The 24,237-nt window shown below is 59.8% G+C and carries 19 protein-coding genes; 8 read left to right on the top strand and 11 right to left on the bottom strand.

Annotated elements, in window-relative coordinates:
- Positions 1–129: 129 nt before the first annotated feature.
- Entirely contained in the window at positions 130–564 is a 435-nt protein-coding gene (locus INS80_RS15435; RefSeq protein ID WP_192966479.1) for a CBS domain-containing protein, read from the bottom strand.
- A 134-nt stretch (positions 565–698) separates the two neighbouring features.
- Entirely contained in the window at positions 699–1,595 is an 897-nt protein-coding gene (locus INS80_RS15430) for a LysR family transcriptional regulator (protein ID WP_192967304.1), read from the bottom strand.
- 163 nt (positions 1,596–1,758) lie between these two features.
- On the opposite strand from INS80_RS15430, the gene INS80_RS15425 reads away from it, so the two are divergent.
- The gene (locus tag INS80_RS15425) at positions 1,759–3,258 is read left to right on the top strand and encodes a CoA-acylating methylmalonate-semialdehyde dehydrogenase (RefSeq protein WP_192966478.1); all 1,500 of its coding nucleotides are present in this window, start codon (positions 1,759–1,761) and stop codon (positions 3,256–3,258) included.
- A gap of 211 nt (positions 3,259–3,469) precedes the next feature.
- Positions 3,470–4,066: a L,D-transpeptidase gene (locus tag INS80_RS15420; RefSeq protein ID WP_192966477.1), complete on the top strand. Its 597-nt coding sequence runs from the start codon at positions 3,470–3,472 to the stop codon at positions 4,064–4,066.
- A gap of 17 nt (positions 4,067–4,083) precedes the next feature.
- Here INS80_RS15420 and INS80_RS15415 read toward each other — a convergent pair whose 3' ends face one another.
- Positions 4,084–5,841: an O-linked N-acetylglucosamine transferase, SPINDLY family protein gene (locus INS80_RS15415; protein WP_192966476.1), complete on the bottom strand. Its 1,758-nt coding sequence runs from the start codon at positions 5,839–5,841 to the stop codon at positions 4,084–4,086.
- Between the two features lie 267 nt (positions 5,842–6,108).
- On the opposite strand from INS80_RS15415, the gene INS80_RS15410 reads away from it, so the two are divergent.
- From INS80_RS15410 to INS80_RS15395, 4 genes are all read left to right on the top strand, one after another.
- The gene (locus tag INS80_RS15410) at positions 6,109–7,254 is read left to right on the top strand and encodes an acyl-CoA dehydrogenase family protein (RefSeq protein ID WP_192966475.1); all 1,146 of its coding nucleotides are present in this window, start codon (positions 6,109–6,111) and stop codon (positions 7,252–7,254) included.
- 8 nt (positions 7,255–7,262) lie between these two features.
- Positions 7,263–8,303: an enoyl-CoA hydratase/isomerase family protein gene (locus tag INS80_RS15405; RefSeq protein ID WP_192966474.1), complete on the top strand. Its 1,041-nt coding sequence runs from the start codon at positions 7,263–7,265 to the stop codon at positions 8,301–8,303.
- Between the two features lie 4 nt (positions 8,304–8,307).
- Positions 8,308–9,180 (top strand): 3-hydroxyisobutyrate dehydrogenase, encoded by an 873-nt coding sequence (gene mmsB, locus INS80_RS15400; protein ID WP_192966473.1) that lies wholly within the window; start codon positions 8,308–8,310, stop codon positions 9,178–9,180.
- Between the two features lie 119 nt (positions 9,181–9,299).
- The gene (locus INS80_RS15395) at positions 9,300–9,488 is read left to right on the top strand and encodes a YgaP family membrane protein (protein ID WP_192966472.1); all 189 of its coding nucleotides are present in this window, start codon (positions 9,300–9,302) and stop codon (positions 9,486–9,488) included.
- Between the two features lie 42 nt (positions 9,489–9,530).
- On the opposite strand, the gene INS80_RS15390 is transcribed toward INS80_RS15395, so the two are convergent.
- The 4 genes from INS80_RS15390 to lpdA form a co-directional block, all read right to left on the bottom strand.
- Positions 9,531–10,403, bottom strand: a complete 873-nt coding sequence (locus INS80_RS15390; protein ID WP_192966471.1) for a patatin-like phospholipase family protein — start codon at positions 10,401–10,403, stop codon at positions 9,531–9,533.
- Positions 10,404–10,408: 5 nt separating this feature from the next.
- The gene (gene uvrA, locus INS80_RS15385) at positions 10,409–13,267 is read right to left on the bottom strand and encodes an excinuclease ABC subunit UvrA (protein ID WP_192966470.1); all 2,859 of its coding nucleotides are present in this window, start codon (positions 13,265–13,267) and stop codon (positions 10,409–10,411) included.
- Positions 13,268–13,363: 96 nt separating this feature from the next.
- Positions 13,364–14,539 (bottom strand): MFS transporter, encoded by a 1,176-nt coding sequence (locus INS80_RS15380; RefSeq protein WP_192966469.1) that lies wholly within the window; start codon positions 14,537–14,539, stop codon positions 13,364–13,366.
- A gap of 191 nt (positions 14,540–14,730) precedes the next feature.
- Complete coding sequence (gene lpdA / locus INS80_RS15375; RefSeq protein WP_192966468.1) at positions 14,731–16,125, bottom strand: dihydrolipoyl dehydrogenase; 1,395 nt, start codon at positions 16,123–16,125, stop codon at positions 14,731–14,733.
- Positions 16,126–16,359: 234 nt separating this feature from the next.
- Between lpdA and INS80_RS15370 the strand changes: the two genes are divergently transcribed.
- Positions 16,360–16,752, top strand: a complete 393-nt coding sequence (locus INS80_RS15370) for a hypothetical protein (protein WP_192966467.1) — start codon at positions 16,360–16,362, stop codon at positions 16,750–16,752.
- Between the two features lie 92 nt (positions 16,753–16,844).
- Here INS80_RS15370 and INS80_RS15365 read toward each other — a convergent pair whose 3' ends face one another.
- The 4 genes from INS80_RS15365 to INS80_RS15350 all read right to left on the bottom strand — a co-directional run bounded on the left by INS80_RS15365 (position 16,845) and on the right by INS80_RS15350 (position 23,668).
- The gene (locus tag INS80_RS15365) at positions 16,845–17,423 is read right to left on the bottom strand and encodes a DUF924 family protein (RefSeq protein WP_192967303.1); all 579 of its coding nucleotides are present in this window, start codon (positions 17,421–17,423) and stop codon (positions 16,845–16,847) included.
- 138 nt (positions 17,424–17,561) lie between these two features.
- Complete coding sequence (locus INS80_RS15360; RefSeq protein WP_192966466.1) at positions 17,562–18,836, bottom strand: MFS transporter; 1,275 nt, start codon at positions 18,834–18,836, stop codon at positions 17,562–17,564.
- A gap of 203 nt (positions 18,837–19,039) precedes the next feature.
- Positions 19,040–20,110, bottom strand: a complete 1,071-nt coding sequence (queA, locus tag INS80_RS15355; protein WP_192966465.1) for a tRNA preQ1(34) S-adenosylmethionine ribosyltransferase-isomerase QueA — start codon at positions 20,108–20,110, stop codon at positions 19,040–19,042.
- A gap of 57 nt (positions 20,111–20,167) precedes the next feature.
- The gene (locus tag INS80_RS15350; protein WP_192966464.1) at positions 20,168–23,668 is read right to left on the bottom strand and encodes a YhdP family protein; all 3,501 of its coding nucleotides are present in this window, start codon (positions 23,666–23,668) and stop codon (positions 20,168–20,170) included.
- A gap of 47 nt (positions 23,669–23,715) precedes the next feature.
- Between INS80_RS15350 and INS80_RS15345 the strand changes: the two genes are divergently transcribed.
- Positions 23,716–24,192 carry a peroxiredoxin gene (locus INS80_RS15345; RefSeq protein ID WP_192966463.1) on the top strand — a complete coding sequence of 159 codons (477 nt, stop codon included), beginning with the start codon at positions 23,716–23,718 and terminating at the stop codon, positions 24,190–24,192.
- The last annotated feature ends 45 nt before the right edge of the window (positions 24,193–24,237 follow it).

Raw genomic sequence — 24,237 nt, 5'->3', positions numbered from 1 at the left:
CTGCCGCCGTGGAATTCGCGCGCACGCAAACATATTTGTCCGCATCAAGGCAAGAGGGTGAAAATACGGAATAGCCCGTTCCGGCGCGTCATAAACCCCCGCTTTCGCAGAAAACGGGCGTTGGAGCCCTCAGTGCCCCATTATCATGCCTTCGAGCGCGTCTTTCTCCATCGCCACTTCGGCCAGTTTGGCTTTGACCACATCACCAAGGGAGATCAGCCCGACCATCTTGCCGTTCTCCACCACGGGCATGTGACGGAAGCGGCCATCGGTCATCTGCTTCAACACGTTTTCAACATTGGACTGGGTATCACAGGTGACAAGCTTGGCTGTCATGTAGTCCTTGACCTGCCGGGACAGACAGCCGGAGCCGCTTTTGCCGAGTTCACGCACGATGTCGCGCTCTGACAGGATGCCCTCGGCCGTTTGACCGTCTGTAGAGACGACGACCGTTCCGATCCCCTTCTGAGCCAGAAGCTGCGCCGCCTCCGAGACCGAAGCGCCCGGGGCAATTGTGACCACTCCGGCTTCGGCCTTGGATTTCAAAATCGATTGAACCAGCATGAACCCTCCAACTTGTAATTTTATTGCGTAAAACCAAGCGTTGCCGCAATAGGGACGCAAGTCAAGAAAATGTAAGGTGCAAATGGATCGTAGGTCTCTGGCACAGTAGCAAATTTCCGGACTGTCCCTGCGCGTCAGGTCAGCGCCTCAAGCCGCGCCACCTCTTCGCGAATGCCCTTTGACAGCGCCTCGGCAAAGCGGTTCAACCGTTCGCTGCGCTGGTCGCCCTGATGACGGACAAGGTAGAAGCTGCGCGTCAGGCTGATCTTGTCGGTCAGGACCTTGCGCAAAACCCGGTGTGAGGGCAGCGAGAAATCATGCGCCACGCAAAGCGCTGTTCCCTCGGCGGCCAGTTTGATCTGAACGGAGACCGAATTGGACGCCAGCGCCACTCGCTGTACGCCAAGATCGCTGAGATAGTCGAGTTCCCGGTCGAAGATCATATCGGGAATATAGCCGATCATGCGGTGGCCCTTGAGGTCTTCCAGGGTTTCAAGTGGCGGGTGATCGCGCAGGTATAGACGCGAGCCAACAAGGTGCAGTTTGTAGTCGGTGATTTTCTGCACCAGAAGCTGCCCAGCGGTGGGCGCGCTGACCGTGACGGCCATGTCCGCTTCGCGCCGCGACAGGTTGATCACCCGTGGCAGGGCAACGATCTGGATATCCAGATCCGGGTGTTCTTCTCCGATTGCGGCGCAAACCTGCGGCAGAATGTAGTTGGCGCTGCCATCCGGCGCACCGATGCGGATCTGCCCCGACAGGGTATCGCTTGGCCCGCTCAGCGCCTCCTGACCTGCGCGCATGGCCTGCTCGGCGGCCTCTGCATGGGCCAAAAGACGATCCCCGGCGGCGCTGAGGGCATAACCTTGCGGGGATTTCACGAACAGGGGCGTATCGAGCGCGGCCTCAAACCGGGCAACGCGCCGCCCCACCGTGGCCGGATCCATCTTGAGAATACGTCCAGCGCCAGACAGGCTCGCCTCGCGGGCGACCGCAAGAAAAACTTTCATATCATCCCATTGTGGGTCCATGCCGGGTTCCTCCTCGACTGTCTGCCTGCCACGATGCACGTTGGGCGCCCCATATTCATGCATCAGACACCTGCGTTCCTGCAAAGCCTCTTTGAAATCTTTCCCCTTTTCCAGAGTTTTTTGCAAGCCTAGGATGCGGCCAAACTGTAGAGGGAGAGATCCGATGCAAGAGCTGACGCATTATATCAATGGCGAACACGTAAAGGGCACATCCGGCCGTTTTGCCGATGTGTTCAACCCGGCCACCGGCGAAGTTCAGGCCAAGGTGCCGCTCGCGTCCAAGGACGAGATGGAGCAGGCCGTTGCCATTGCCGCCGCCGCGCAGCCCGCATGGGCCGCTGTAAACCCGCAGCGCCGCGCGCGCGTGCTGATGAAATTCGTTGACCTTCTGAACCGCGACATGGACAAGCTGGCCGAGGCGCTGAGCCGCGAGCACGGCAAGACCCTGCCCGACGCGGCTGGTGACGTGCAGCGTGGCCTCGAGGTGGTCGAATACTGCATCGGCGCGCCGCAGATGCTGAAGGGTGAGTTCACCGACAGCGCCGGTCCCGGCATCGACATGTACTCGATGCGTCAGGCCCTCGGCGTCACTGCGGGCATAACCCCGTTCAACTTCCCGGCCATGATCCCGATGTGGATGTTCGCGCCCGCCATCGCCTGCGGTAACGCCTTCATCCTGAAGCCGTCGGAGCGTGACCCCTCCGTGCCGCTGATGCTGGCCGAGCTGATGGAAGAAGCCGGTCTGCCCAAGGGCATCCTGCAGGTCGTCAACGGCGACAAGGAAGCGGTGGACGCGATCCTGTACAACGACACCATCCAGTCGGTTGGCTTTGTTGGCTCCACCCCGATTGCCGAATACATCTACGGCACCGGCTGTGCTCAGGGTAAGCGCGTCCAGTGCTTTGGCGGCGCCAAGAACCACATGATCATCATGCCCGACGCGGATCTGGATCAGGCCGCTGACGCGCTGATCGGCGCAGGATACGGCGCTGCTGGCGAACGCTGCATGGCGATTTCGGTTGCGGTTCCCGTGGGTGAAGAAACCGCCGACCGCCTGATCGACAAGCTGGTGCCCCGCATCGAAAAGCTGAAAGTCGGCCCCTACACGGCAGGCAATGACGTTGACTATGGTCCGGTTGTGACCTCTGCCGCAAAGGAAAACATCTTGCGCCTGGTGGAATCCGGTGTGGAGCAAGGTGCGAAACTGGTGGTTGATGGCCGCGATTTCTCGCTGCAGGGTTATGAGGACGGCTTCTTTGTCGGCCCGCACCTGTTCGATAACGTCACCCCAGACATGGACATCTACAAGAAAGAGATCTTTGGTCCGGTCCTGTCCACCGTGCGCGCCAAAACCTATGAAGAGGCCCTCGGCTATGCCATGGACCACGAATACGGCAACGGCACCGCGATCTTTACTCGTGACGGTGACACCGCCCGTGATTTCGCCAACCGGATCAACATCGGCATGATCGGCATCAACGTTCCGATCCCGGTTCCGCTGGCTTATCACACCTTCGGTGGCTGGAAGAAATCCGCATTCGGCGATCTGAACCAGCACGGGCCCGATGCGTTCAAATTCTACACCCGCACCAAGACCATCACCTCGCGCTGGCCCTCGGGCATCCGCGAAGGCGGCGAGTTCAACTTCAAGCCGATGGACTAAGGTTCGCCCCAAGCACAATCAGTAAAGCCCCGGCATAGCTGCCGGGGCTTTTTGCGTTCACACCTGCGTCAACGACCTTGCAGGGCCGCTGACGCGTGAACACATATGCGTGAGACGGGCCAAAACGGCCCCACCCCCTCTAGCCAAATTCGTCAAACCGAATATGTTCGCAAAAACGCAGAGCAGAACCCAAAAGACCACAGGAGGCATCATGGCATCCCGGATCACCCGACGCGCAACTCTTCTTGGCATTGCAGGCGCGCTTTCGAGCCCCGCACTGTTGCGGGCGCAATCAACCGACGCTTTCCCTACCGACGAGGCACCGATCCGAGACACCGAATCCGTAAAGCGCAATATTTCCGCCTTTACGCAGCAGAACTGGCAGGATCATTTTGATGAGCTTGGCGTGGGCTGCCTCTTGGCCGACGTCACCTCGCGCGCGGTACACTATTGGGGCGGCGATGGGGAAACCTACCGCCTGTTCCCCTCTTCCGTTCCAATGAGCGAGGAGTTGACCAAGCGCGGCTACACCAAGGTGGTGCGCAAAGCTAAGAACCCCGGCTGGACTCCGACAGCAAACATGCGCGAGCGCGACCCCAGCCTTCCCAAGTATATGGAGGGCGGTCCCGGCAACCCGCTGGGGACCCGTGCCATGTATCTGACCTGGCCTGCGTACCTTGTTCACGGTACGCACGACACTCGGAAGATCGGACGCCAAAGCTCTTCGGGCTGCATCGGTCTGTACAACCAACACGTTGAAGAACTTTACGAGATGGTCGAAATCGGCACCCAGGTGCGGATCCTTTAGGATCCGCCTCCGGCCTTTCAGCGCAGATACAGATGCTTGGGCTTTGATCCCTCTTCGTAGCGCAGGATCGCCTTTTCCATCAGGCTCTCGAAATCGCGAACGTAGCCCTCTGAGTCATAAAGCGGAGTGGTGCGCAGGTTGGCTCGCAAACGTCGTTTGAGAGCGCTCAGCGCCTCGGGGTCGGTGGCGAGTTTGTACGCCAGATCGTAGTATTCTTCCTCCGTCTCCGTCACCAGATCAGGACACCCGATCGCGGTCACAATACTCGCCGCAACCCGGGCCGCGAACTGTTTCCCGGCCTTGGTCACAAGCGGAAGACCTGCCCAGACCGCCTCGCTCGCCGTGGTGTGAGCGTTACAGTTGAAGGCATCAAGGAACAGGTCCCCGAGGCTCATCCGTGCCTGGTGCTCAGGGATTGAAACCCGCCCAGCAAAAAACAGGCGGTCGGACGAGACACCGCGCGCCTCTGCCTCGCGCAGAAGGTTGTGCCGAAGCTCCTCCGTCGGTGCGAATAGCCACAGCACACTGTCTGGCACGTTGCGTAGCAGTTTCATCCAGATATCGAATTCCGCCGGTGTCACCTTGTTGGGGTTGTTGAAACTGCAAAAGACGAATGCATCCTCCGGCAGGCCCATCTCGGCACGCGTCGGAACATCCTTTGAATGTTCGCGCGTGTTGTCGTTCACCTGATAGCAATGCGGCATGTAAAGGATCTTTTCGCTGAAGTGCTGACGCTGGGATTGCGGTACGGTGACATCATCTGCGAGGAAATAGTCCATCGTCGGCAACCCGCTGGTCCCCGGATAGCCGAGGAAGGCAACCTGTACCGGCGCAGCGCGCTCGGCAAAGACTGCCAGCCGCCCGCCTTTTGTAAATGTCTTCATATCGATTGCGATATCGACCCCATCCTCGCGGGCCAGTTCAGCGAGTTCATGGTCACTTATGTCGCGCACATTGTGATAGACATCCGCACTTTCTTCGACATCCGCGCGCACCGAACCGCCCGCAGTTGTGGCATAGTCATAGACAAACACTTCAAAGCGGTCGCGATCTACCAGATCAAAGAACCGCCCCATCAACAGCATTGTGGCGTGTTCCCGGAAGTCATCAGAGAAAAAGCCAAGGCGAATGCGGCGCCCTTGCACGCTTGTTCGGGAAAAGCGCTTGTTCTCCTTGACCGTTTTCATGATGCCTTTGCTGCGCGCCTCGACCCGCTTTTTGTGAAGCGCCGGATTGTCGGTAATTCCCAACAGCGCAAAGGGCTGCACATCCATCGGGCTATTGTCTCCAAGACGAAGGATATGGGGCAGCTTGTCAAAGAAGCTCCAATCGCTTTCCTTCATGCAGGCATGCACCCAGTTGTAGGCGGAGAAGGCATCGTTCGGCTGAATGTTATGGGCCGCCTGGAAGAACCCTTTGGCATCATGGTAGTTTTTCATGAGCGTCAGCAGGCTACCGATCGAACTCAAGGTCTGTGGATCAAGCGGATTGATCCCCAGCGCATTCATATAGCTCAGGAGCGCCTTATCTCGGTCATTTTGCTGCAGATAGATGTCGCCAGAAAACCGGTGGAGGACAATGTTATCTGAGTAGATCGGAAGAGCCTCGTCAACGATCACACGCGCGGCGGCCAGATCTCCGGAAACCACAAGCGCCATCGCCTCATCAAGGACAGTCTGACAGGTTCTGACCGGTGCGATCTCGTCACTTGCCAGCGATCCAGTTGTCCGACCCGTCCCCGAGTTAGGTAGGCCTGCAGCTGGCTGGCTGCGCATGTTTTTCTGAAATTGGAGATCGTAGTTTGACATGGATCACTTCCGAAGTTCTGACAGTTCAATGATACCGACCGCCCATTCACAGGCTTCAAGCAACTCTACAGCCGCGGTCCCTAAGATTTCCTTGCCAGGCAAGCATTTCTGATTTTCCCTGTTTCTGGCCATTCTTGCAGCACCGCTTTGCATTTGCGCAGCTTGCTCTGAAGCCCGCCTGCCGCTAATAAATAAACAACCGTTCAATTCGCACCGCGCCAGGGAGGACACGACGTGGATTTCGCTTTGACAGAAGAACAGTCCGCCATTTTTGACATGGCTTATGCCTTTGGTCAGGACAACATCGCGCCCTTTGCTCGCCAGTGGGAAGCTGACGGCACCATACCCAAGGATCTGTGGCCCAAGGTGGGCGAGCTGGGCTTTGGTGGCCTCTATGTCAGCGAAGAGGGCGGTGGCTCGGGGTTGTCGCGGCTTGACGCGACGCTGGTCTTCGAGGCGCTGTCAATGGCTTGCCCGTCGGTTGCTGCCTTCCTGTCGATCCACAACATGTGCGCCAAGATGCTGGACACCTTCGCCAGTGACGAGATGAAAGCGCGCGTCATGCCGAATGTTCTCACCCTGAACACTGTGTTGTCCTACTGCCTGACCGAACCCGGCTCCGGCTCGGACGCGGCCGCGCTGAAAACCCGCGCCGAGAAGACCAACGAAGGCTACACCCTGAATGGTACCAAGGCCTTCATCTCTGGCGGTGGCTATTCCGATGCCTATGTCTGTATGGTGCGCACCGGCGAGGACGGCCCCAAGGGAATTTCCACCGTCTATGTCGAGGACGGCACGCCGGGCCTGTCTTTTGGTGGTCTGGAAGACAAGATGGGCTGGAAGAGCCAGCCCACGGCCCAAGTTCAGTTCGACGACTGCAAGATCCCTGCGAATAATCTGGTGGGCGAAGAGGGTCACGGCTTCAAATATGCCATGATGGGCCTTGATGGCGGCCGCCTCAACATCGCCTCCTGCTCGCTTGGCGCGGCGCAGACCGCGCTCAACATGACCCTGCAGTACATGGGCGAGCGTCAGGCCTTTGGCAAATCCATTGACCAGTTCCAGGGGCTTCAGTTCCGCCTTGCGGATATGGAGATCGAACTTCAGGCCGCGCGCACCTTCCTGCGCCAGGCGGCGTGGAAGCTGGACCAGGGCGCGCCGGATGCCACCAAGTTCTGCGCCATGGCCAAGAAATTCGTGACCGAGGCCGGGTCCAAGGTGGTCGATCAGTGCCTGCAATTGCACGGCGGCTATGGCTATCTGGCGGATTACGGCATTGAAAAACTGGTCCGCGATCTGCGGGTTCACCAGATCCTTGAGGGCACCAACGAGATCATGCGCGTGATCGTCGCCCGCCACATGCTGTCTGAAAACCGCTGAGGCCGGGGATGAGCGATATCGACATTCGCGTGACCGGCTGCGCAGGCCGGATCACGCTCACCCGCGAAAAGGCGCTGAACGCCCTGTCCTATGACATGTGCATGGCCATCGACGCGGCACTAAAAGCCTGGGCCAAGGACGATGCCGTCAAGCTGGTCGTCATCGATGCTGCCGGAGAAAAGGCCTTCTGCGCTGGCGGCGACATTGCAGAGCTGTATTCCACCGGTAAGGCGGGCGATTACGGCTATGGGCGGACGTTCTGGCGGGATGAGTATCGTCTGAACGCGCGCATTTTCGGCTACCCCAAACCCGTGGTCAGCTTCCTGCAGGGGTTCACCATGGGCGGCGGTGTCGGCATCGGCTGTCACGGCACCCATAGGATCGTCTGCGAAAGCAGCCAGATCTCCATGCCGGAAGTCGGGATCGGCCTTATCCCGGATGTGGGGGGCACGCTCATCCTCGCACTAGCACCGGGGCGGCTCGGGGAATACCTCGGCTTGACTGCAGGCCGTTTGAAAGCGGCTGATGCAATCTATGCAGGCTTTGCCGACCTTTTCATTTCCAAAGAGAAATGGGAGGGATTGATCGCCTCCCTTGAACAGGACGGCAACCCGGACATTCTGCAACAGGCCGCGGAGACAGCGCCCGATGGCACACTTGAGGCTCAGCAAGGTGAAATCGACCGGTTGTTCTCTGGCGAGACCCTGAACGATATTCTGATTGATCTCAGCAGGGATCCATCTGAAATCTCCGCAGCCGCGCAAAAGGCCCTGATGCGTAATTCGCCCCTCTCCATGGCCTGCACCATCGAAATGCTGCACCGCCTGCGTGGGCCGAGTCTATCCATTCAGCGGGCACTGGATCTGGAGTACCGCTTCACCTTCCGCTCGATGGAGAAGGGAGACTTCCTGGAGGGGATCCGGGCCCAGATCATTGACAAGGACCGCCAGCCCAAGTGGCAATATGCGGATCGTAACGTGCCCGCCGTGGCCGTCAGCCAGATGCTGATGCCTCTTGGCGCTGACGCACTGACATTTGAGGAGGAGTAACCCCATGAAGATCGGATTTATCGGCCTCGGCAACATGGGCGGCCCCATGGCCGCAAACCTGGCCGCCGCAGGTCACGATGTCACCGGCTTTGACATGGCAGAGGTCAGTATCGACGGCGTCACTCTCGCCGCTTCGGGCGCCGAGGCAGCCGCGGACGCAGACGTGGTGATCACCATGCTGCCCAACGGCCAGATCCTGCGTGCCGTTGCCGATGAGATCATCCCGGCGATGAAAGCGGGTGCGGCATTCGTGGACTGCTCGACGGTCGACGTGGACTCAGCTCGTGCCGTTGCCGAGAAAGCCTCCGCAGCGGGCCTGCTGCCAGTCGATGCACCCGTTTCCGGCGGCATCGGCGGCGCTGCTGGCGGAACGCTGACCTTCATGGCGGGCGGTTCGCCCGAAGCGTTTGAGAAGGCAAAGCCGCTGTTCGACATCATGGGTCAGAAAGCCGTGCATTGTGGCGATGCTGGCGCGGGTCAGGCCGCGAAGATCTGCAACAACATGATCCTAGGCGTCACCATGATTGCCACCTGCGAAGCCTTTGCCCTTGCCGACAAGCTGGGTCTGGACCGGCAGAAGATGTTCGATGTGGTCTCGACCTCCTCGGGCTACAGCTGGACCATGAATGCCTATTGCCCGGCGCCGGGCGTCGGCCCGCAATCGCCCGCCGACAACGATTACAAGCCCGGTTTTGCGGCCGAGCTGATGCTGAAGGATCTGCGCCTGTCGCAGCAGGCCGCAGACAGCGCCGATGCGGACACCCCCATGGGGCAACTGGCACAGGCGCTTTATGCACAGTTCGTGGAAAACGAGGATGGCATGGGCATGGATTTCTCGGCCATGCTCCCTCGCTTCGAGAAACGCAGCCGCGGCTGAGCCAAAGCGAAGGAACAGAGACTAGGACGGGTCAACTGACCCGTCCTTTTTGATTCAAATCATATTCCACATTCCGCATGCAAGTTAGACTTCCGGCAATAGCAAAGAAAGGAATTGTCATGTTTGCAAACAATGTCGGGGGTCTGGACAAGATCCTGCGGATCGTCGTCGGCGCCTTGCTGATCGTCGGCGCGCTGATGGGCTTTGGTTGGTGGATGTGGATTGGCGTCGTGCCGCTTGCAACCGGACTGATGGGTACTTGCCCGCTCTATTCCCTCATTGGCGTCAATACCTGCCCCAACAAGTAACTGCTCCGTTGAAAGCGGCAGGCGGGTGCGTCCAGCGCCTGCCTACGCTTCGGTGCAATCAAGGATCTGCTGCTGTTGGGCCTCTACAATACGGCGCCCTTCCCGGATGATTTCGTCCCCGCAGCTGAATTCCAGCACCGAAAGATGAGACAGATCCGCGTTGAGCAGCACCTGCGGCGGCTCTCCAGCAAGACGCGCGCGGCGGATTTGTTCCGTCATGACATCAATCGCGGTCGAGACAACCTCGGCATACCCCGGCGGTGTTGTGGCATCACCCACAACCGGGCTCAGGGCTTGCCCCAACCACTCCGGTAGCGCATCGAGCTTACCTTCCAGCCTGCCCGTTTGCCGTGTCCACAGCTTTCCGTGAAGCTTGGCATTAGGGTTCACAGCAAAAATGACATCGGCACCGATGGCACGGGCGGTCGAGACCGGAACCGGATTGGTCAGCCCTCCGTCCAGCATCCAATGGCCATTTACACGGTGCGGACTAATCACCCCCGGCAGGGCGACCGAAGCCCGCACCGCATCTTTCAGACTGCCCTCGCGCAGCCAGATCTCTCGCCCCGTTTCCATATCGGTGGCCACGGCTGCAAAGACCAGATCCAAGTCTTCGATCCGCTCCGGCAGATCCAGATCATCCAGCAAGGTCATGATTTCACTGCCCGCCACGATCCCACCGCTGCCGGGGCGAACATCAATCAAGCCAAGCAGCCGCGTCGGCGTGAGGCCCCGCACCCAGGTTTCCAGCGCCTCCAACTTGCCGCCCGCATAGGCCGCCCCCACAAGTGCGCCCATCGAGCAGCCTGCGATGACCTGCGGCTTTACACCGATTTCGTGCAGCTCATGCAGGACACCGATATGGCACCAGCCGCGCGCGCCGCCTGATCCCAGCGCCAGTCCCACCTGGGCCATGCGCCCTACTCCGCCGCGACTTTGCGGGCCTCAATCATTGGTTTGAGATAGCGCCCGGTGTGGCTGCGCGGCTCTTTGGCAACCTCTTCCGGCGTGCCGGTCGCAACGATCTCCCCGCCGCCGTCGCCGCCTTCGGGGCCGATATCGATGATCCAGTCGGCGGTCTTGATGACATCGAGGTTATGCTCGATCACCACCACGGAGTTGCCCTGCTCCACCAATTCATGCAGCACTTCCAATAGCTTTTTCACATCCTCGAAATGCAGACCCGTGGTCGGCTCATCGAGGATATAGAGCGTGCGGCCCGTAGAGCGTTTGGACAGCTCTTTGGACAGTTTCACCCGCTGCGCTTCACCGCCTGAGAGGGTCGTCGCCTGCTGGCCCACCTTGATATAGCCAAGACCCACCCGCATCAGCGCATCCATCTTGTCCCGGATCGAGGGCACGGCGGCAAAGAACTGCTGCGCCTCTTCCACGGTCATGTCCAGCACATCGGCGATGCTCTTGCCCTTGAAGGTGACCTCAAGCGTTTCGCGATTGTAGCGCTTGCCCTTGCAGGTCTCGCATTCCACATAGACGTCCGGCAGAAAGTGCATTTCGATCTTGATCACACCATCGCCCTGGCAGGCCTCGCAACGCCCGCCCTTGACGTTGAAGGAGAAGCGCCCCGGTTTATAGCCGCGCGTCTTGGCCTCTGGCAGACCCGCGAACCAGTCGCGGATCGGGGTAAAAGCGCCGGTATAGGTCGCCGGGTTCGAACGCGGTGTGCGCCCGATGGGGCGCTGGTCGATGTCGATCACCTTGTCGAGATGCTCCAGCCCCTTGATCGTCTCACAAGGTGCCGGTGTCTGGCGCGCACCGTTGAGGCGCATCGAAGCGGTCTTGAACAGGGTCTCAATCGTCAGGGTCGATTTGCCGCCGCCCGAGACGCCAGTGACGCAGACGAATTTGCCCAATGGGAATTCGGCGGTCACCTCTTTCAGGTTGTTTCCGGTCGCCTTGACCACCTTGATCTTCTTCTTGTTGCCCTTGCGCCGGGTCGCGGGGATCTCAATCTCGCGCGCGCCGGACAAGTACTGCCCGGTGATCGAGGCCGGATCGGCAGCAATGGCTTGCGGCGTGCCATGGCTGACCACCTGCCCGCCATGCACCCCGGCGCCGGGGCCGATGTCGAATACGTAATCGGCCTGTCGGATCATATCCTCGTCATGTTCGACGACGATCACCGTATTGCCCTGATCGCGCAGGTTCTTGAGCGTGGTGATCAGCCGGTCGTTGTCGCGCTGATGCAAGCCGATGGAGGGCTCATCCAGCACATAGAGCACCCCCGTCAGCCCCGAGCCGATCTGGCTGGCCAGCCGGATCCGCTGGCTTTCGCCGCCCGACAGCGTGCCCGAGTTGCGGCTGAGCGTCAGGTACTCAAGCCCCACATTGTTGAGGAAGCCGAGCCGTTCTCGGATTTCCTTGACGATGGCGCGGGCGATTTCCTGTTTTTGGACGCTCAGATGGTTCGGCACATCCTCGATCCAAGCCAGTGCCTCGCGGATAGATTTCTGAACCACCTGCCCCACATGAACATCGGCAATACGCACCGCCAGCGCTTCTTCGCGCAGCCGGTAGCCGCCGCAGGCCCCGCATGGGCGGTTGTTCTGGTAACGTTCGAACTCTTCGCGGATCCAGTTGCTGTCCGTCTCGCGGTAGCGCCGCTCCATGTTCGGGATCACGCCTTCAAAGACACGGGTGACATTGTAGACCCGCCCGCCCTCGTCATAGCGGAAGGCGATTTCCTCGTCGCCCGAGCCATAGAGAAAGACCTGTTTCACATGGGCAGGCAGATCCTTCCAAGGCGTGTTCTTGTCGAACTCATAGTGTTTGGCGATGGCTTCGATCGTCTGCAGGAAATAGGGGGATTTGCCCTTGCGCCAAGGGGCCAACGCGCCGTCATAGACCTTGAGACTTTGGTCCGGGACCACGAGGCGTTCATCAAAGAACAGCTCCATTCCCAGACCGTCACATTCGGGACAGGCCCCAAAGGGCGCGTTGAAGGAGAACAGGCGCGGTTCGATCTCAGGGATAGTGAAGCCGCTGACAGGGCAAGCGAAATTCTCTGAGAAGGTGATGCGTTCCGGATCCCCCTCACGCGGGGCGGTTTCGAGGATGGCGATGCCATCGGCCAGGTCCAGCGCCGTGCGCAGACTATCGGCCAGCCGGGTTTCCAGCCCTTCGCGGACCACGATCCGGTCTACCACCACGTCGATGTCATGGCGGAACTTCTTGTCGAGGGTCGGCGGTTCGTCCAGCTCATAAAATTCTCCGTCCACCTTGACCCGCTGAAAGCCCTGCTTGCGCAGTTCAAGCATTTCCTTGCGATACTCGCCCTTGCGGTCGCGCACGATGGGGGCCAGCAGGTAACCCCGTGTGCCCTCCTCCAGCGCCATGATGCGGTCCACCATGTCCTGCACCTGCTGTGCCTCAATGGGCAGGCCGGTGGCAGGGCTGTAAGGCGTTCCCGCGCGCGCAAACAGCAGGCGCAGGTAGTCATAGATCTCCGTCACGGTGCCAACGGTCGAGCGCGGGTTCTTTGACGTGGTCTTCTGCTCAATGGAAATCGCCGGGGACAGGCCACTGATGTGGTCCACATCGGGTTTTTCCATCATGTCGAGGAACTGGCGTGCATAGGCGCTGAGGCTCTCCACATAGCGCCGCTGCCCCTCGGCATAGATGGTGTCAAAGGCCAGCGAGGATTTGCCCGAGCCAGAAAGACCGGTGATCACTACCAACTCATCACGCGGAATATCCACGTCGATGTTTTTCAGGTTGTGTTCGCGCGCACCGCGCACCTCGATGGATTTCAGCTCAGCCATAAAAGCCCCCAAATACCAGCACCCGGCCTGCACGCCAGTGCTTGCCCCTAGAGATAGGCAAAGCGAGCTGAGTCTCCAACCCAAAATGAAGAACGTTCAGTGAACATCTTCTTTTCTGCGGCGCATCGCCAACAGCGCGTGCGCCGCAAAGCCGCACAGAAAGAGAATTGCCGCAACAACAACCATCGCATTGTACCCGCCAAACGCCAGTGTCCACACCATAAGGGGCGTTCCGATTGTATTGCCCAGATTTCCAGCCATCGCCATCGCCCCATTGGAACTGGCCTGATCTGCCGCGCGCCGGTTCAGCTGCGCGACCGAGGCAAAGCTGGGCCCTTGCACCAGCCCCAGCGCCCCGGCAAGCGCAAGGCATCCCATCGGCGCCCCGGGATCCAACCAGAGCCATATCAACGACAAAGCGCTCAGCACAAACCCCAGCTGGATCAGCGCGACGGCGGTGACCCGACGAAGCAGAACCACACCAAGGGTCATGGACACCGCAATACTCGTAAGCGGCATCGCCCCCATGACAAATGCCCGCCACGCCGGATCCAGATAGGGCGGCAAGACTGTCAGGATCGCAACGAAACAGATTGTATAGAACAGCCAGCCCGCAGCGGGCGCCGCCAGCCGGGGAGACCGGAAGATCTGCAGGTGCAGGCGCGGCAGGGACGAAAGCCCTGGCATCGGCTGACGGTCCGGCACCGGCACATCCCGCAAAGCGCGGGCCAGCACCAGCGCAAGCACGGCCATGATGACTGCATGGGCACCGAACAGCGCCTGAACGCCCCATGCCCGTGCCAGCGGCACGCCAGCCCAGCTCAATAGCGCAAAGGCCACCGCGAAAAACGTACTCCAAAGCGTCAACGCCGCGCCGCGATGTCGGCTCAAACTGATCTGCGCGATCAATGTGGGGGCCGCAACAACCAGCCCCAGATGCGACAGCCCTTCAATCACACGAGTCGCTAGAAAGGCCCCGAAAGGGAGATCAAGCACCTGCAGGGCAGACATGGCAGACCCGCTCAGCAAAGCCGCCACCAATGTCCGGCGGAAGCCAAAGGCCGAGACGACCATGCCCGCAATGATCCCCAGAAGGATACCAAGGAAACCCACCAAAGACACAGCAAAGCCGATGGAGCTGCCCACACTGGGAAACAGATTGGCCATTTGCTCAAAGACGACGCTGATCTTGCCGTATTGCGCCGCAGCGCCCAGTCCTGCACACCAGATCAGGAAGATCACGCCCCACCGAGTCCGCTCAACTGCTGCCATTGCCATGTCCTGGCCCCCGGTGATTTTCTGTTCCCGTGGTACGCGCGCTCATTTTTTCAGGCAAGGCGCATCAAACCACAGCTCAATTGCTTGAAATGCACAGGTTCATCCTGCCCGATACAGAATGCGAAACGCCCGCCGAAATGGCGGGCGTTGTCTGTGAAATCACAGACAGAAGAGCCGGACCCCGATCAGATATGGAGGGCTCGATCAAAGGCCGCCAGCACACTTTCGTGCATCATCTCCGACATTGTCGGGTGCGGGAAGACGGTCTCCATCAGGTCTTCTTCGGTGGTTTCCAGCTGACGGGCAATCACATAGCCCTGGATCATCTCGGTCACCTCGGCGCCAACCATATGGGCCCCCAGAAGCTCGCCGGTTTTCTCGTCGAAGATGGTCTTGACCATGCCCTCAGCCTCGCCCATTGCGACAGCCTTGCCATTGCCGATGAAGGGGAACTTGCCGACCTTGAGCTTGTATCCGGCTTCCTTGGCCTTCTCCTCAGTCAGACCGACCGAGGCCACCTGCGGGTGACAATAGGTGCAGCCCGCAATGGAGTTCGGCTTGATTGCGTGGACCTTCTTACCCGCGATCATCTCTGCCACCATCACCCCTTCATGAGAGGCCTTGTGCGCAAGCCAGGGCGCCCCGGCGATATCGCCAATCGCAAAGACGCCGTCGACACCCGTGCGACAATACTCGTCCGTCACGACATGGGTTCGGTCGATCTTGACACCAAGCGCCTCCAGCCCGAGGTCCTCTACATTGCCAACGATACCCACGGCGGAAATCACAGTGTCAAAGTCGTGTTTTTCAACCTTGCCGCCCACTTCGATATGAGCGGTGACCTTGCCCTTGCCACGGTCCAGCTGCTTGACCATGGCCTTTTCCATGATCGTCATCCCCTGTTTGACGAACTGCTTCTTGGCAAAGGCGGAGATGTCTTTGTCCTCAACCGGCAGGACGCGATCCATAACCTCGACCACAGTCGTATCTGCGCCAAGCGTATTGTAGAAACTCGCGAACTCGATCCCGATCGCACCCGAGCCGATGACAAGAAGCTTTTTCGGCATGCGAACCGGTTTCAGTGCATGGCGGTAGGTCCAGACCAGATCGCCGTCTGCCTCCAACCCTGGAAGTTCGCGAGCCCGCGCGCCGGTGGCAACAATGATGTTCTTGGCCGTCAACTCTTCGGTGCCTTTGTCGGTTTTCACCGAGACCTTGCCCTTGGCGACAATCGTGGCCTCGCCCATGATCGAGGTCACCTTGTTCTTTTTGAACAGTCCTTTGATGCCGCCATTCATCTGCGCTGCGACCTTGCGGGAGCGGTCCACGATGGCATCGAGATTAAAGCCGAACTTGTCCGCCGTAAGGCCAAATTCCTTGGCCCGCTCCATCTGGTGAAACACCTCGGCAGACCGCAACAGCGCCTTTGTGGGGATGCAGCCCCAGTTCAGGCAGATGCCACCAAGGTGCTCGCGCTCAACGCAAACGACCTTGAGACCAAGCTGCGCCGCCCGGATGGCGGCAACATAGCCACCGGGCCCTGCGCCGATTACGATCACGTCATAGGTTTGTGCGGCCATGATATCCCTCGCCAGACTGGACCAAAACTAGTTTACCATTAAACTAGTTTGTCAAGCACTGCAATCTCGGTTTCCAGAACCCTGCTATGCGCCACGTGCCCCGTGGCACTTTATTAGGCAACGCACACCGGCAATTGCATCAGCAGTCAACCATAGGCACAGTGACACGAGCGCGACAATCAAAATCGCCGTGATACGGAACCCAGCCGCCCCTGCAGAACGGAGCCCCTAGAGATGACCAAGGCCGTATTGGACCTCGCAAAAGCCCTGATCAACGCAACGCTACTGCTGGCAGCCTTGTGCCTGTTCCTGGGATGGCAGCTGTTTTCTTCGGTTGAGAGTCTGACTGACCAGCTTGTATCGACACGGGACAACCTCAGTTCGGTGTATCAGGGCATCACTGAACTGCGCGCGGAGGTTGGTCAAATTCGTTCGGCAATCGCATCAGGTAGAGCAATCGATACTCAGCTGGCCGAGAGGTTGGACGCCATCGAAATGCGTATCTCTGACGCGCAAGTGACAATGGCAGCACAGCTTGCAACGATCGATCAAACCGCCATCGCTGCGGCCGAGGCCTTTGCCGCCAGCCTTGTGCGAAGCCTTGCAGAGGCATTCGGCCAAGGCTAGCAAGCCATAAGCGTAACGCGCCCGTAGGTGCGCCCACACAGGTGATGCAAAGGCAGGCGCGCCAATCCCCCTACCTGCACGAACAGCCGTGTTCAGCTTGCCTGTTGCAGGGTGCGCACCGTCTCGCCATATCCACCCTTCTGGACATAGGCGATCTCAGGGGCGGTGCTATTGCGCAGCAAGGCCTCGTTCCGGTAAGGGAAACGACCGAACTTTCGGATTACGGCCCGATGCGCACGGGCGTGCAGGAGATTGCTGTCGCCGCTTTGCGGCATCCGCTCTTTCATCAGACGCACGCAACGTTCCTGGTCATACAGGTTTTCCGAATGCATCAGCGGCAGGTAAAAAAATTGCCGCGCGGGTTCGTCAATTTTGAGGTCCCATTTCTTGTGGATCGCATTCTTTGCAGCGGCCAGCGAGATGGAATCAGACGAGAAAGCCTGCCCCGAGCCGCGGAACATGTTGCGCGGGAACTGGTCGGTCAGAATGATATAGGCCAGCGTCCCACTTGGGTATGTCAGCCAAAGTGAAAAACGGCCTTCGCAGGCTGCTTCCCAAGTGGGTTCAAATCTTTGACGAATACGGTCATCCAAATCGCCATCTTGCATGTACCACCCTTTTTCTCCGACTTCATCAAGCCAGAACTCAAGGATGTCTTCGGGGCCGACCATTTTACCTTCTCCACTTACAAAACCTGTCTCCACCATCAAAGACAATGGCCCAGTATGGCAAGGGACAGAGGCGTCACGAATTGCAACAGCGGCGGCAATTGGTGAAATATTGCTCACGATTTCGGCACGTTAGCGCCATCAGCTCGCCTCTTGCGCGGCTTCCTGCTCTTCCAGCTCGGTCTCGATCACGTATTCTTGCGCAAATTCCACCGCAACCGGAGAGCCAGTCGGCGCCATCGGCGCGAAGGTGCCCGATTCGTCGACCGCAATCGATGCTCGCTGGGTCATCCGGTACAGCGCATAGGCAGCAAGGGCAAAGGTCAGCACGGCCATGATCATGAAAAAGCCCGGCGGCCCCATGATGCTCTCCCCCATCAGCCAGCCGGTGATCAGAGGGCCGGTAATGGCGCCAAGGCCGTTGATGAACACCAGCCCACCCGACGCGGCGGCCATGTCATCGTAGTCAAGGTAGTCGTTGGTATGCGCGATCAGCAAAGAGTAGAGCGGGTTGGTCATGCCGCCAATCAGAAAGGCTGCGACCAGCAGAAACACGAAATTCCCGCCAAGTGCCATGCCCAGTACGGCAGCCGCCCCGCTGCAGGCGGCCGCGAACAGGATCACGACACGGCGATCCATCCGGTCAGACACCCAGCCAAGCGGGTACTGGAGCAGCAAGGCTCCGACATAGAATGTAGCAACGAACAGCGAGATCTGAGGCAGGGTCAACCCGGCGGAGGCGCCATAAACCGCGCTCATGCCGAACTGGGCAGAGAACACCCCGCCCAAAAGGAACATGCCCACGCAGCCCAGCGGAGAGGCATCCATCAGTTGCCGCAGGCTCATCGGCTTTGTGGTGTCAAAGGCCGGTGTAGGCGAAATCGACAGAAGAATGGGCGCAAAAGAGACCGAGATCACAACCGAGGCAATTACGAAGGTCTCATAGCCCGACGGGTTCCCGACCAGCATCAGCGCCTGCGCCGAAACAATCCCAAGCATCTGTACGAGCATGTAAAGCGACAGCGCCTTACCCCGGTTGGCATTGTCAGCGGCATTGTTGAGCCAACTTTCGGCCGTGACATACACGCCGGAAAAGCAGAAGCCGATCAGCACGCGGCCCAGCATCCAGGCAAAAGGGTTTGTAATCGCGGGATAAAGAATCATCACCGCCGAGATCAGTGAAGCCAGCGCGGCAAAGACCCGCACGTGTCCAACCCGACGGATCATCTCGGGCGCCATACGCGAGCCGCCGAGGAAACCCACGAAATAGGCCGACATCACAAAGGACATCTCGAGCGTGGAGAACCCTTCCAAGTCACCGCGCACGCCGAGGATCGTGCCCTGAAGACCGTTCCCGACCATCAGCATGCCCATACCCAATAGCAGCGCCCACGCGCTCGACAGTACCTGCCACATTGCCCAAATTACCTTTGTTGCCCGCCGTCAGCCGCCCGGATGAGGGCCACGGGGTTTTTCCTGCCAAACACCAGAAAACCGGGTCGGGCTTTATTGCCCGCAGCCCGGTGGTGACGTCCGATGCCTGATCGTTTTCATTCATGCGCCCGGATTGCAACCAAAAGGCGCTTTCCTTGCAGTGTGACCCTACACGGCTGCCCGGATCAGTGCTGATCCGCCCCCGGCGCGGGCGGGATCAAAAGCGACGCATCGCCATAAGAAAAGAAGCGATAGCGGCTCTCGACTGCGTGGGCATAGATCTGCCTGATCTCCTCCTGCCCCATAAGCGCGGAAACGAGCATCATCAGCGTCGAACGTGGCAAATGGAAATTGGTCATCAACGCGTCTGCCACATGGAAGGTGAAACCGGGGTAGATGAAAATATCTGTCTCCCCCTCCCATGGCTTGATCTCGCCGCTACGGCCCGCGCTTTCGATCAGGCGCAGGGCGGTGGTGCCAACCGGAATCACACGTCCCCCTGCCGCCCTGGTCGCGGCGATCTCGGCTGCTGCCTCGGGGCTTACGCGCCCCCATTCGGCATGCATTTTATGGGTGGTCACATCGTCCACCTTGACCGGCAGGAAAGTGCCGGCACCAACATGCAGGGTCACATAGGTGAAGGTCACGCCGCGCTCGGCCAGAGCCTTCAAGAGCGGTTCATCAAAATGCAATGAAGCCGTGGGCGCGGCAACCGCGCCCGAATTCTTGGCCCAGACAGTCTGATAGTCAGTCTTGTCCTGCTCATCGGCGGCGCGTTTGGCGGCGATATAGGGCGGCAGCGGCATGGCCCCCGCCTCTGCCAGCGCGGCCTCGAAATCATCGCCTTCCAGATTGAACCGCAAGGCCCCCTGTCCATTCTCAATCCGCTCCAGCTCGGCAGTGAAACGATCTGAAAAGACGATCACCTCGCCCGGCCTTACCTTCTTGAGCGGCTTCAGCAGGGCCGCCCAGGTGCCATCGGCGCCCGGTTCAAGCAGCGTGACTTCTATTCGCGCCGCCGTCTCTCCCTGCTCGCTCACGCGGTGGCGCAGACCAGACAGGCGCGCTGGGATCACCTTGGTATCGTTCAGCACCAGCCGATCACCGGGTCGCAGCCATTGCGGCAGATCATAGACATGGGCGTCCGCAATCTCGGCGCCATTGGCCACCAAAAGGCGGGCCGAACTGCGTGGAGAGGCAGGCCGGGTGGCGATCAGATCCTCTGGGAGGTCGAAGTCAAAGTCACTCAGTTTCATGCGGCGCGATATAGGTGCTTCTGAATGTCTTTGCCATTCAAAAAAGGCAACTGGCGCTTAACGTTCACCAGCCTGGGAGGATTGCGGTCGCCTTGTCGGTTTTTCCGGAGCCAGAGGTCCACTGGTTGGCGCATCGGCCGCCGGAGCCTGGCCCGGAACCTCGGGCGTGCGACCGCGGAACAGCTCGCCGAACATTCCCGGCGCAAGTGCAGATAGCGGATTGACCTGTACCGCCGGATCATCTGCGGTCCCGCGCAGGCGGAAGGAAAATCCGATCAATCCTTCCCCCTTTCGCGTCAGAACGCTGCCAATCGCATTCAGCATGTAAAGCGGAGAGATCACTCCGCGCATATCCAGCGCGGTTGTTGCCAGATTGTAGTTTCCCTCCATCGACAAACCAATCGAAGGCCCCACAGCGCTGCTTTCGTGCACGATCAGATGTGTCGACCCCAGTCGGAATTTGGCCTCGACCTCGGAGAACAGGATACCCTGCCCCGAAAGCTCATTGACAAGTCCTACCAGGCTTATGGCATTGACCAGCGCGGCCATCGAGGGAGCATCCTTGATGCGCATGTTGCGCATTGTCATGCGCCCATCGTATTCGCCCGCCTGTGCGGCCGGCACCAGCGTCATGTCAAAGTTTCCGCCCTCGCCATGGCGTAGAACGCCGGCAGCGCGAAAAATTCCGCCTGCGTCCCGCGACTTGATCCGCGTCGCCGTACCACCGCCTTCGGGCACCAGGATGCCGCTCAGCGGGGTTTGTCCGTTCAGATTGGCGGCAAATTCTCCCCGAAAACCGCCCGCGACCGAAAAGATTCCGTTGAACCCGGTCAGCGCGATACTGTCGGTGACCTGCAGCCGGTCCAGTCCCAAAGTGATGGGACCGATGCCTGCCCCGCTGCCACTGCCGTCGGCACTGCCGCTGCTGCTTGTGAAGGGGGCCAGGCGCATATCAATGCGACCGCCGGTCATGCGCAGTTCCGGTGGGGCTGAACCGCGCCCGGTGAACTCGACTGGACCGTTGAGCCAGTCTCCCAGCGAGACCGAGCTGAACGCCGCGCGCTCAAGGCTTCCATCCTCGCGCGTTGTCACTGTGCCGGAGGCCGTGAGCCCGGATGCGTCAATTCGCAGACGGTCGACCGAGGGCTGGGCCCGCAGGGTCACGATCATGTCAAGAAGCCCTGCCGCATCCGGCGGTTTGCGCCAACTGAGGCTGGGAATGCGCAATCCGATCCCCTCCAATGCAGAAGTCAGGGTCAATTCGGGCGGAACTCCGGGCGTGAGGCGCAGGCTGTAGCGACCTGTTCCCTCCCCAAAGACCGTGCCGGTCGGCAAGCCGATGTTGAATGTTTTCAGCACGTTCTCCGACAGCGCAACGGTGCCGTTCACAAAACTCGTTGGATCAGAGCCCGCACCAATGCCCTGACGCCAGGCTGCAGTGAGCGCCACCCCCGACAGGCTCGCCTTGCCCGCAATCTCCACACGGCTCTGGTCCCCTGCGACGGTCAGCAGTTCTGAGCGAACCTCCTGCCCTGGCACCAGAACACGGCTTTCAACATCAAAGAGCTGACCGGAATAGTGATAGCGGATCTCATCCGGCGCCACGCCCTTGCGCAGCGGTACCGACAATGTCCCGGCGACGCGCACCGTCCCATCGGCCAGTTCGACAGGCAGCCCCGCCTTGGACATCACATTCAGCGGTGGTCGATTCAGCAACGAGAGCGCCGCTGTCACGGAACCCGACGCCTCAACCCGCGCAATCCCTGGTCCCCCCCCCTTGATCGAGGTGTCAGGGATAATGAAGGACGTGCCCGCAACATCGACCTCTCCGCCTTCATCCGCCGTCACATGACCCGCACTGGCAATGGCCACAAGGCGGGTGCCGTGAAGATTGAAATGTCCAGAGGCCTCCTGCAACGGAGGCATGTGCTTTTGAAACCGGACATGCACACCAGAGAAGCTGGTATCAAGATGCACAAACGGCTTACCGCTGCCCTGGCCGCGCAGGGCGACCCGTGCGTCCTTGAGCGTTCCGGCAAAGAGGTTTTCCTGCACCCATTCGCGGGGCTTTGGTGGGGCTGCTGCAGGCCAAAGCTCTTTGATACGCGCAACCGAGATCTCATCCACTTTGCCGTTCAGCGCATAGGTCCATCCATCCGCATCCGCCGCAGCACTCCCGTCCAGAAGAACCCGAGACTCTCCGTCGCGCACCAGCATTTCGCCAACCTGCAGGCGGAACGGCTCGGTCTGCAGACGGAAATCGGCAAAGAGACCGGCAAATTCGAGAGGCGCATCATAAAGAGACCCCGGATTGAGCTGCAAATCCGACACCTGCATCTGCCCGACCAGCTCGGTCAGCTTGCCATCCTCGATCCCACTCAGCGCGGCGCGGCCTTCCATCGTGCCGGACACCCATCCACTTTCGATTTTCAACTCGTCAAACTGCAGGGCTTGGTCGGCCGGAAAATAGGTGAAATAGCTATGGGCGCTTCGGATCGGAACCGGAAGGGTTTCGGGCGATGGCTGGATCACGCCCTGCCCGATCTGCAGGCTGGCAGCGAGGCTTAGCAACTCACCGCTGCTGTCGATCCCGCCCCGAAGCGAGCCGGAAATTGGTGCGCGAAGCGCTTGCAGCCAGCCTAGGACGGGCGCCTGAACGGCAATATCCTCGCTCGCGATCTCACTGATCAGGAACCCGAATTCCGCCGATGCATCCCCGATGTCGGATCGGTAGTTGGCTTCGACACTGCCAACATACTGGCGCCCGCTCAGCACCGAAAACTGACCTGAAAGGGACAGGCGCGCGTCCTCACGGGCCAACCGCACCGTGCCCCCGTCCAGTGTCCAGACACGGTTGAGCCGACCATCCTCATATCGCAACGTTACAGCTTCGGTCGTGACCTCAGTGAGAGCCAAAAGCCTCGGCCTCTCAAGCTGGGCATCCCAGGATTCGATAAGCTCAGGCAGGTCCTTGGCAGAGCGTAGCGGTGAGCCTGCATCTGTAAAGCTGAGTTCAAAGTTGCCGTTCGCGTCCCGTCGCAATGCGGCAAAAAGACCGCTCAGCCAGATCTTCTTGGGCTGAAGCCGTCCCCGCAACAAAGGCCGCATGGCCAGCGAGATCTCAGCGTCGGCCAATCTGGCAACCGCCGTTCCGTCAGGCTGGCGTAAGACAACATCCTGAAGGCCGATCCTTGGCCTCCAGCCCCGGTTGACAACCATATGCATCGGACCGAATTCGACCTGCAGTCCACCAAGGTTCTGCTCCAGCCTGACCTCAATCCTCTGCCGCACCCAGTCCGGGACAGAAATCCGGGTTCCGATACCGAAGTAAAGCCCCAGCACAGCAAGCACGCACAGGACCGAAAGCAGTCGCACAACAGGTTTGACCCACTTGCGCCGACGCCTTTTCAGGCGCCCCGCACCGCCCGGCCCATGCTGCGCTTCGGGTCCGGACACCGGACTTGCAGAACCGCTGTTCGCAGAGGCCGTTTCGACCTTGCGACCGGATTGCGAATGATCTGCCCCAGGTTCGATATGTGCTTTTCCTTTGCCGACCATAGTCTATCTATGGCATCCGACACAGCCAAACCAAGCGGAGACACACCATGTCCGAACCATCCGATCTTGCCCCGTCCGATCTCGCGCCATCTTTTACCCTGCCCCGCGATGGCGGCGGCGAGGTCTCTCTTTCAGACCTCAAGGGAGAGGCCGTCGTTCTGTTCTTCTATCCCCGCGATGATACGCCGGGCTGCACCAAGGAATCCATTGGATTTTCAGGCTCTTTGCAGGCTTTTGCCGATGCCGGTGCCAAGGTCTTTGGCATTTCCAAGGACACCGTGGCCAAACACGACAAATTCGTCGCCAAACATGACCTGACCACACCGCTTTTGTCCGACGCCGAAGGCACCACTTGCGAGGATTATGGCGTGTGGAAGGAAAAAAACATGTACGGCAAGAAACACTGGGGCATAGAACGCTCCACGTTCCTGATCGACGCCGAGGGCCGCATCGCGCGGATCTGGCGCAAGGTCAAGGTCGATGGCCATGTCGAGGAGGTGCTGGAGGCGGTCAAGGCCCTCTAGGTCCTGTCACGACTACAATACCCGGTGGGCATCAAGCATGGATAG

The organism is Phycobacter azelaicus, from assembly GCF_014884385.1.
Classification (GTDB): domain Bacteria; phylum Pseudomonadota; class Alphaproteobacteria; order Rhodobacterales; family Rhodobacteraceae; genus Phycobacter; species Phycobacter azelaicus.
This window is presented reverse-complemented; position numbering and strand designations above follow the sequence as displayed.

What these genes read in the sequence shown, in the direction of transcription:
- INS80_RS15435 (WP_192966479.1), bottom strand. Translation starts at nt 564, where the DNA reads ATGCTGGTTCAATCGATTTTGAAATCCAAGGCCGAAGCCGGAGTGGTC.
- lpdA (WP_192966468.1), bottom strand. Translation starts at nt 16,125, where the DNA reads ATGGCCGCACAAACCTATGACGTGATCGTAATCGGCGCAGGGCCCGGT.
- INS80_RS15415 (WP_192966476.1), bottom strand. Translation starts at nt 5,841, where the DNA reads ATGCGCAGCCAGCCAGCTGCAGGCCTACCTAACTCGGGGACGGGTCGG.
- INS80_RS15345 (WP_192966463.1), top strand. Translation starts at nt 23,716, where the DNA reads ATGTCCGAACCATCCGATCTTGCCCCGTCCGATCTCGCGCCATCTTTT.
- queA (WP_192966465.1), bottom strand. Translation starts at nt 20,110, where the DNA reads ATGAAACTGAGTGACTTTGACTTCGACCTCCCAGAGGATCTGATCGCC.
- INS80_RS15370 (WP_192966467.1), top strand. Translation starts at nt 16,360, where the DNA reads ATGACCAAGGCCGTATTGGACCTCGCAAAAGCCCTGATCAACGCAACG.
- INS80_RS15420 (WP_192966477.1), top strand. Translation starts at nt 3,470, where the DNA reads ATGGCATCCCGGATCACCCGACGCGCAACTCTTCTTGGCATTGCAGGC.
- INS80_RS15350 (WP_192966464.1), bottom strand. Translation starts at nt 23,668, where the DNA reads ATGGTCGGCAAAGGAAAAGCACATATCGAACCTGGGGCAGATCATTCG.
- INS80_RS15380 (WP_192966469.1), bottom strand. Translation starts at nt 14,539, where the DNA reads ATGGCAGCAGTTGAGCGGACTCGGTGGGGCGTGATCTTCCTGATCTGG.
- INS80_RS15365 (WP_192967303.1), bottom strand. Translation starts at nt 17,423, where the DNA reads ATGGTCGGCCCCGAAGACATCCTTGAGTTCTGGCTTGATGAAGTCGGA.
- mmsB (WP_192966473.1), top strand. Translation starts at nt 8,308, where the DNA reads ATGAAGATCGGATTTATCGGCCTCGGCAACATGGGCGGCCCCATGGCC.
- INS80_RS15390 (WP_192966471.1), bottom strand. Translation starts at nt 10,403, where the DNA reads ATGGCCCAGGTGGGACTGGCGCTGGGATCAGGCGGCGCGCGCGGCTGG.
- uvrA (WP_192966470.1), bottom strand. Translation starts at nt 13,267, where the DNA reads ATGGCTGAGCTGAAATCCATCGAGGTGCGCGGTGCGCGCGAACACAAC.
- INS80_RS15395 (WP_192966472.1), top strand. Translation starts at nt 9,300, where the DNA reads ATGTTTGCAAACAATGTCGGGGGTCTGGACAAGATCCTGCGGATCGTC.
- INS80_RS15430 (WP_192967304.1), bottom strand. Translation starts at nt 1,595, where the DNA reads ATGGACCCACAATGGGATGATATGAAAGTTTTTCTTGCGGTCGCCCGC.
- INS80_RS15360 (WP_192966466.1), bottom strand. Translation starts at nt 18,836, where the DNA reads ATGTGGCAGGTACTGTCGAGCGCGTGGGCGCTGCTATTGGGTATGGGC.
- INS80_RS15425 (WP_192966478.1), top strand. Translation starts at nt 1,759, where the DNA reads ATGCAAGAGCTGACGCATTATATCAATGGCGAACACGTAAAGGGCACA.
- INS80_RS15405 (WP_192966474.1), top strand. Translation starts at nt 7,263, where the DNA reads ATGAGCGATATCGACATTCGCGTGACCGGCTGCGCAGGCCGGATCACG.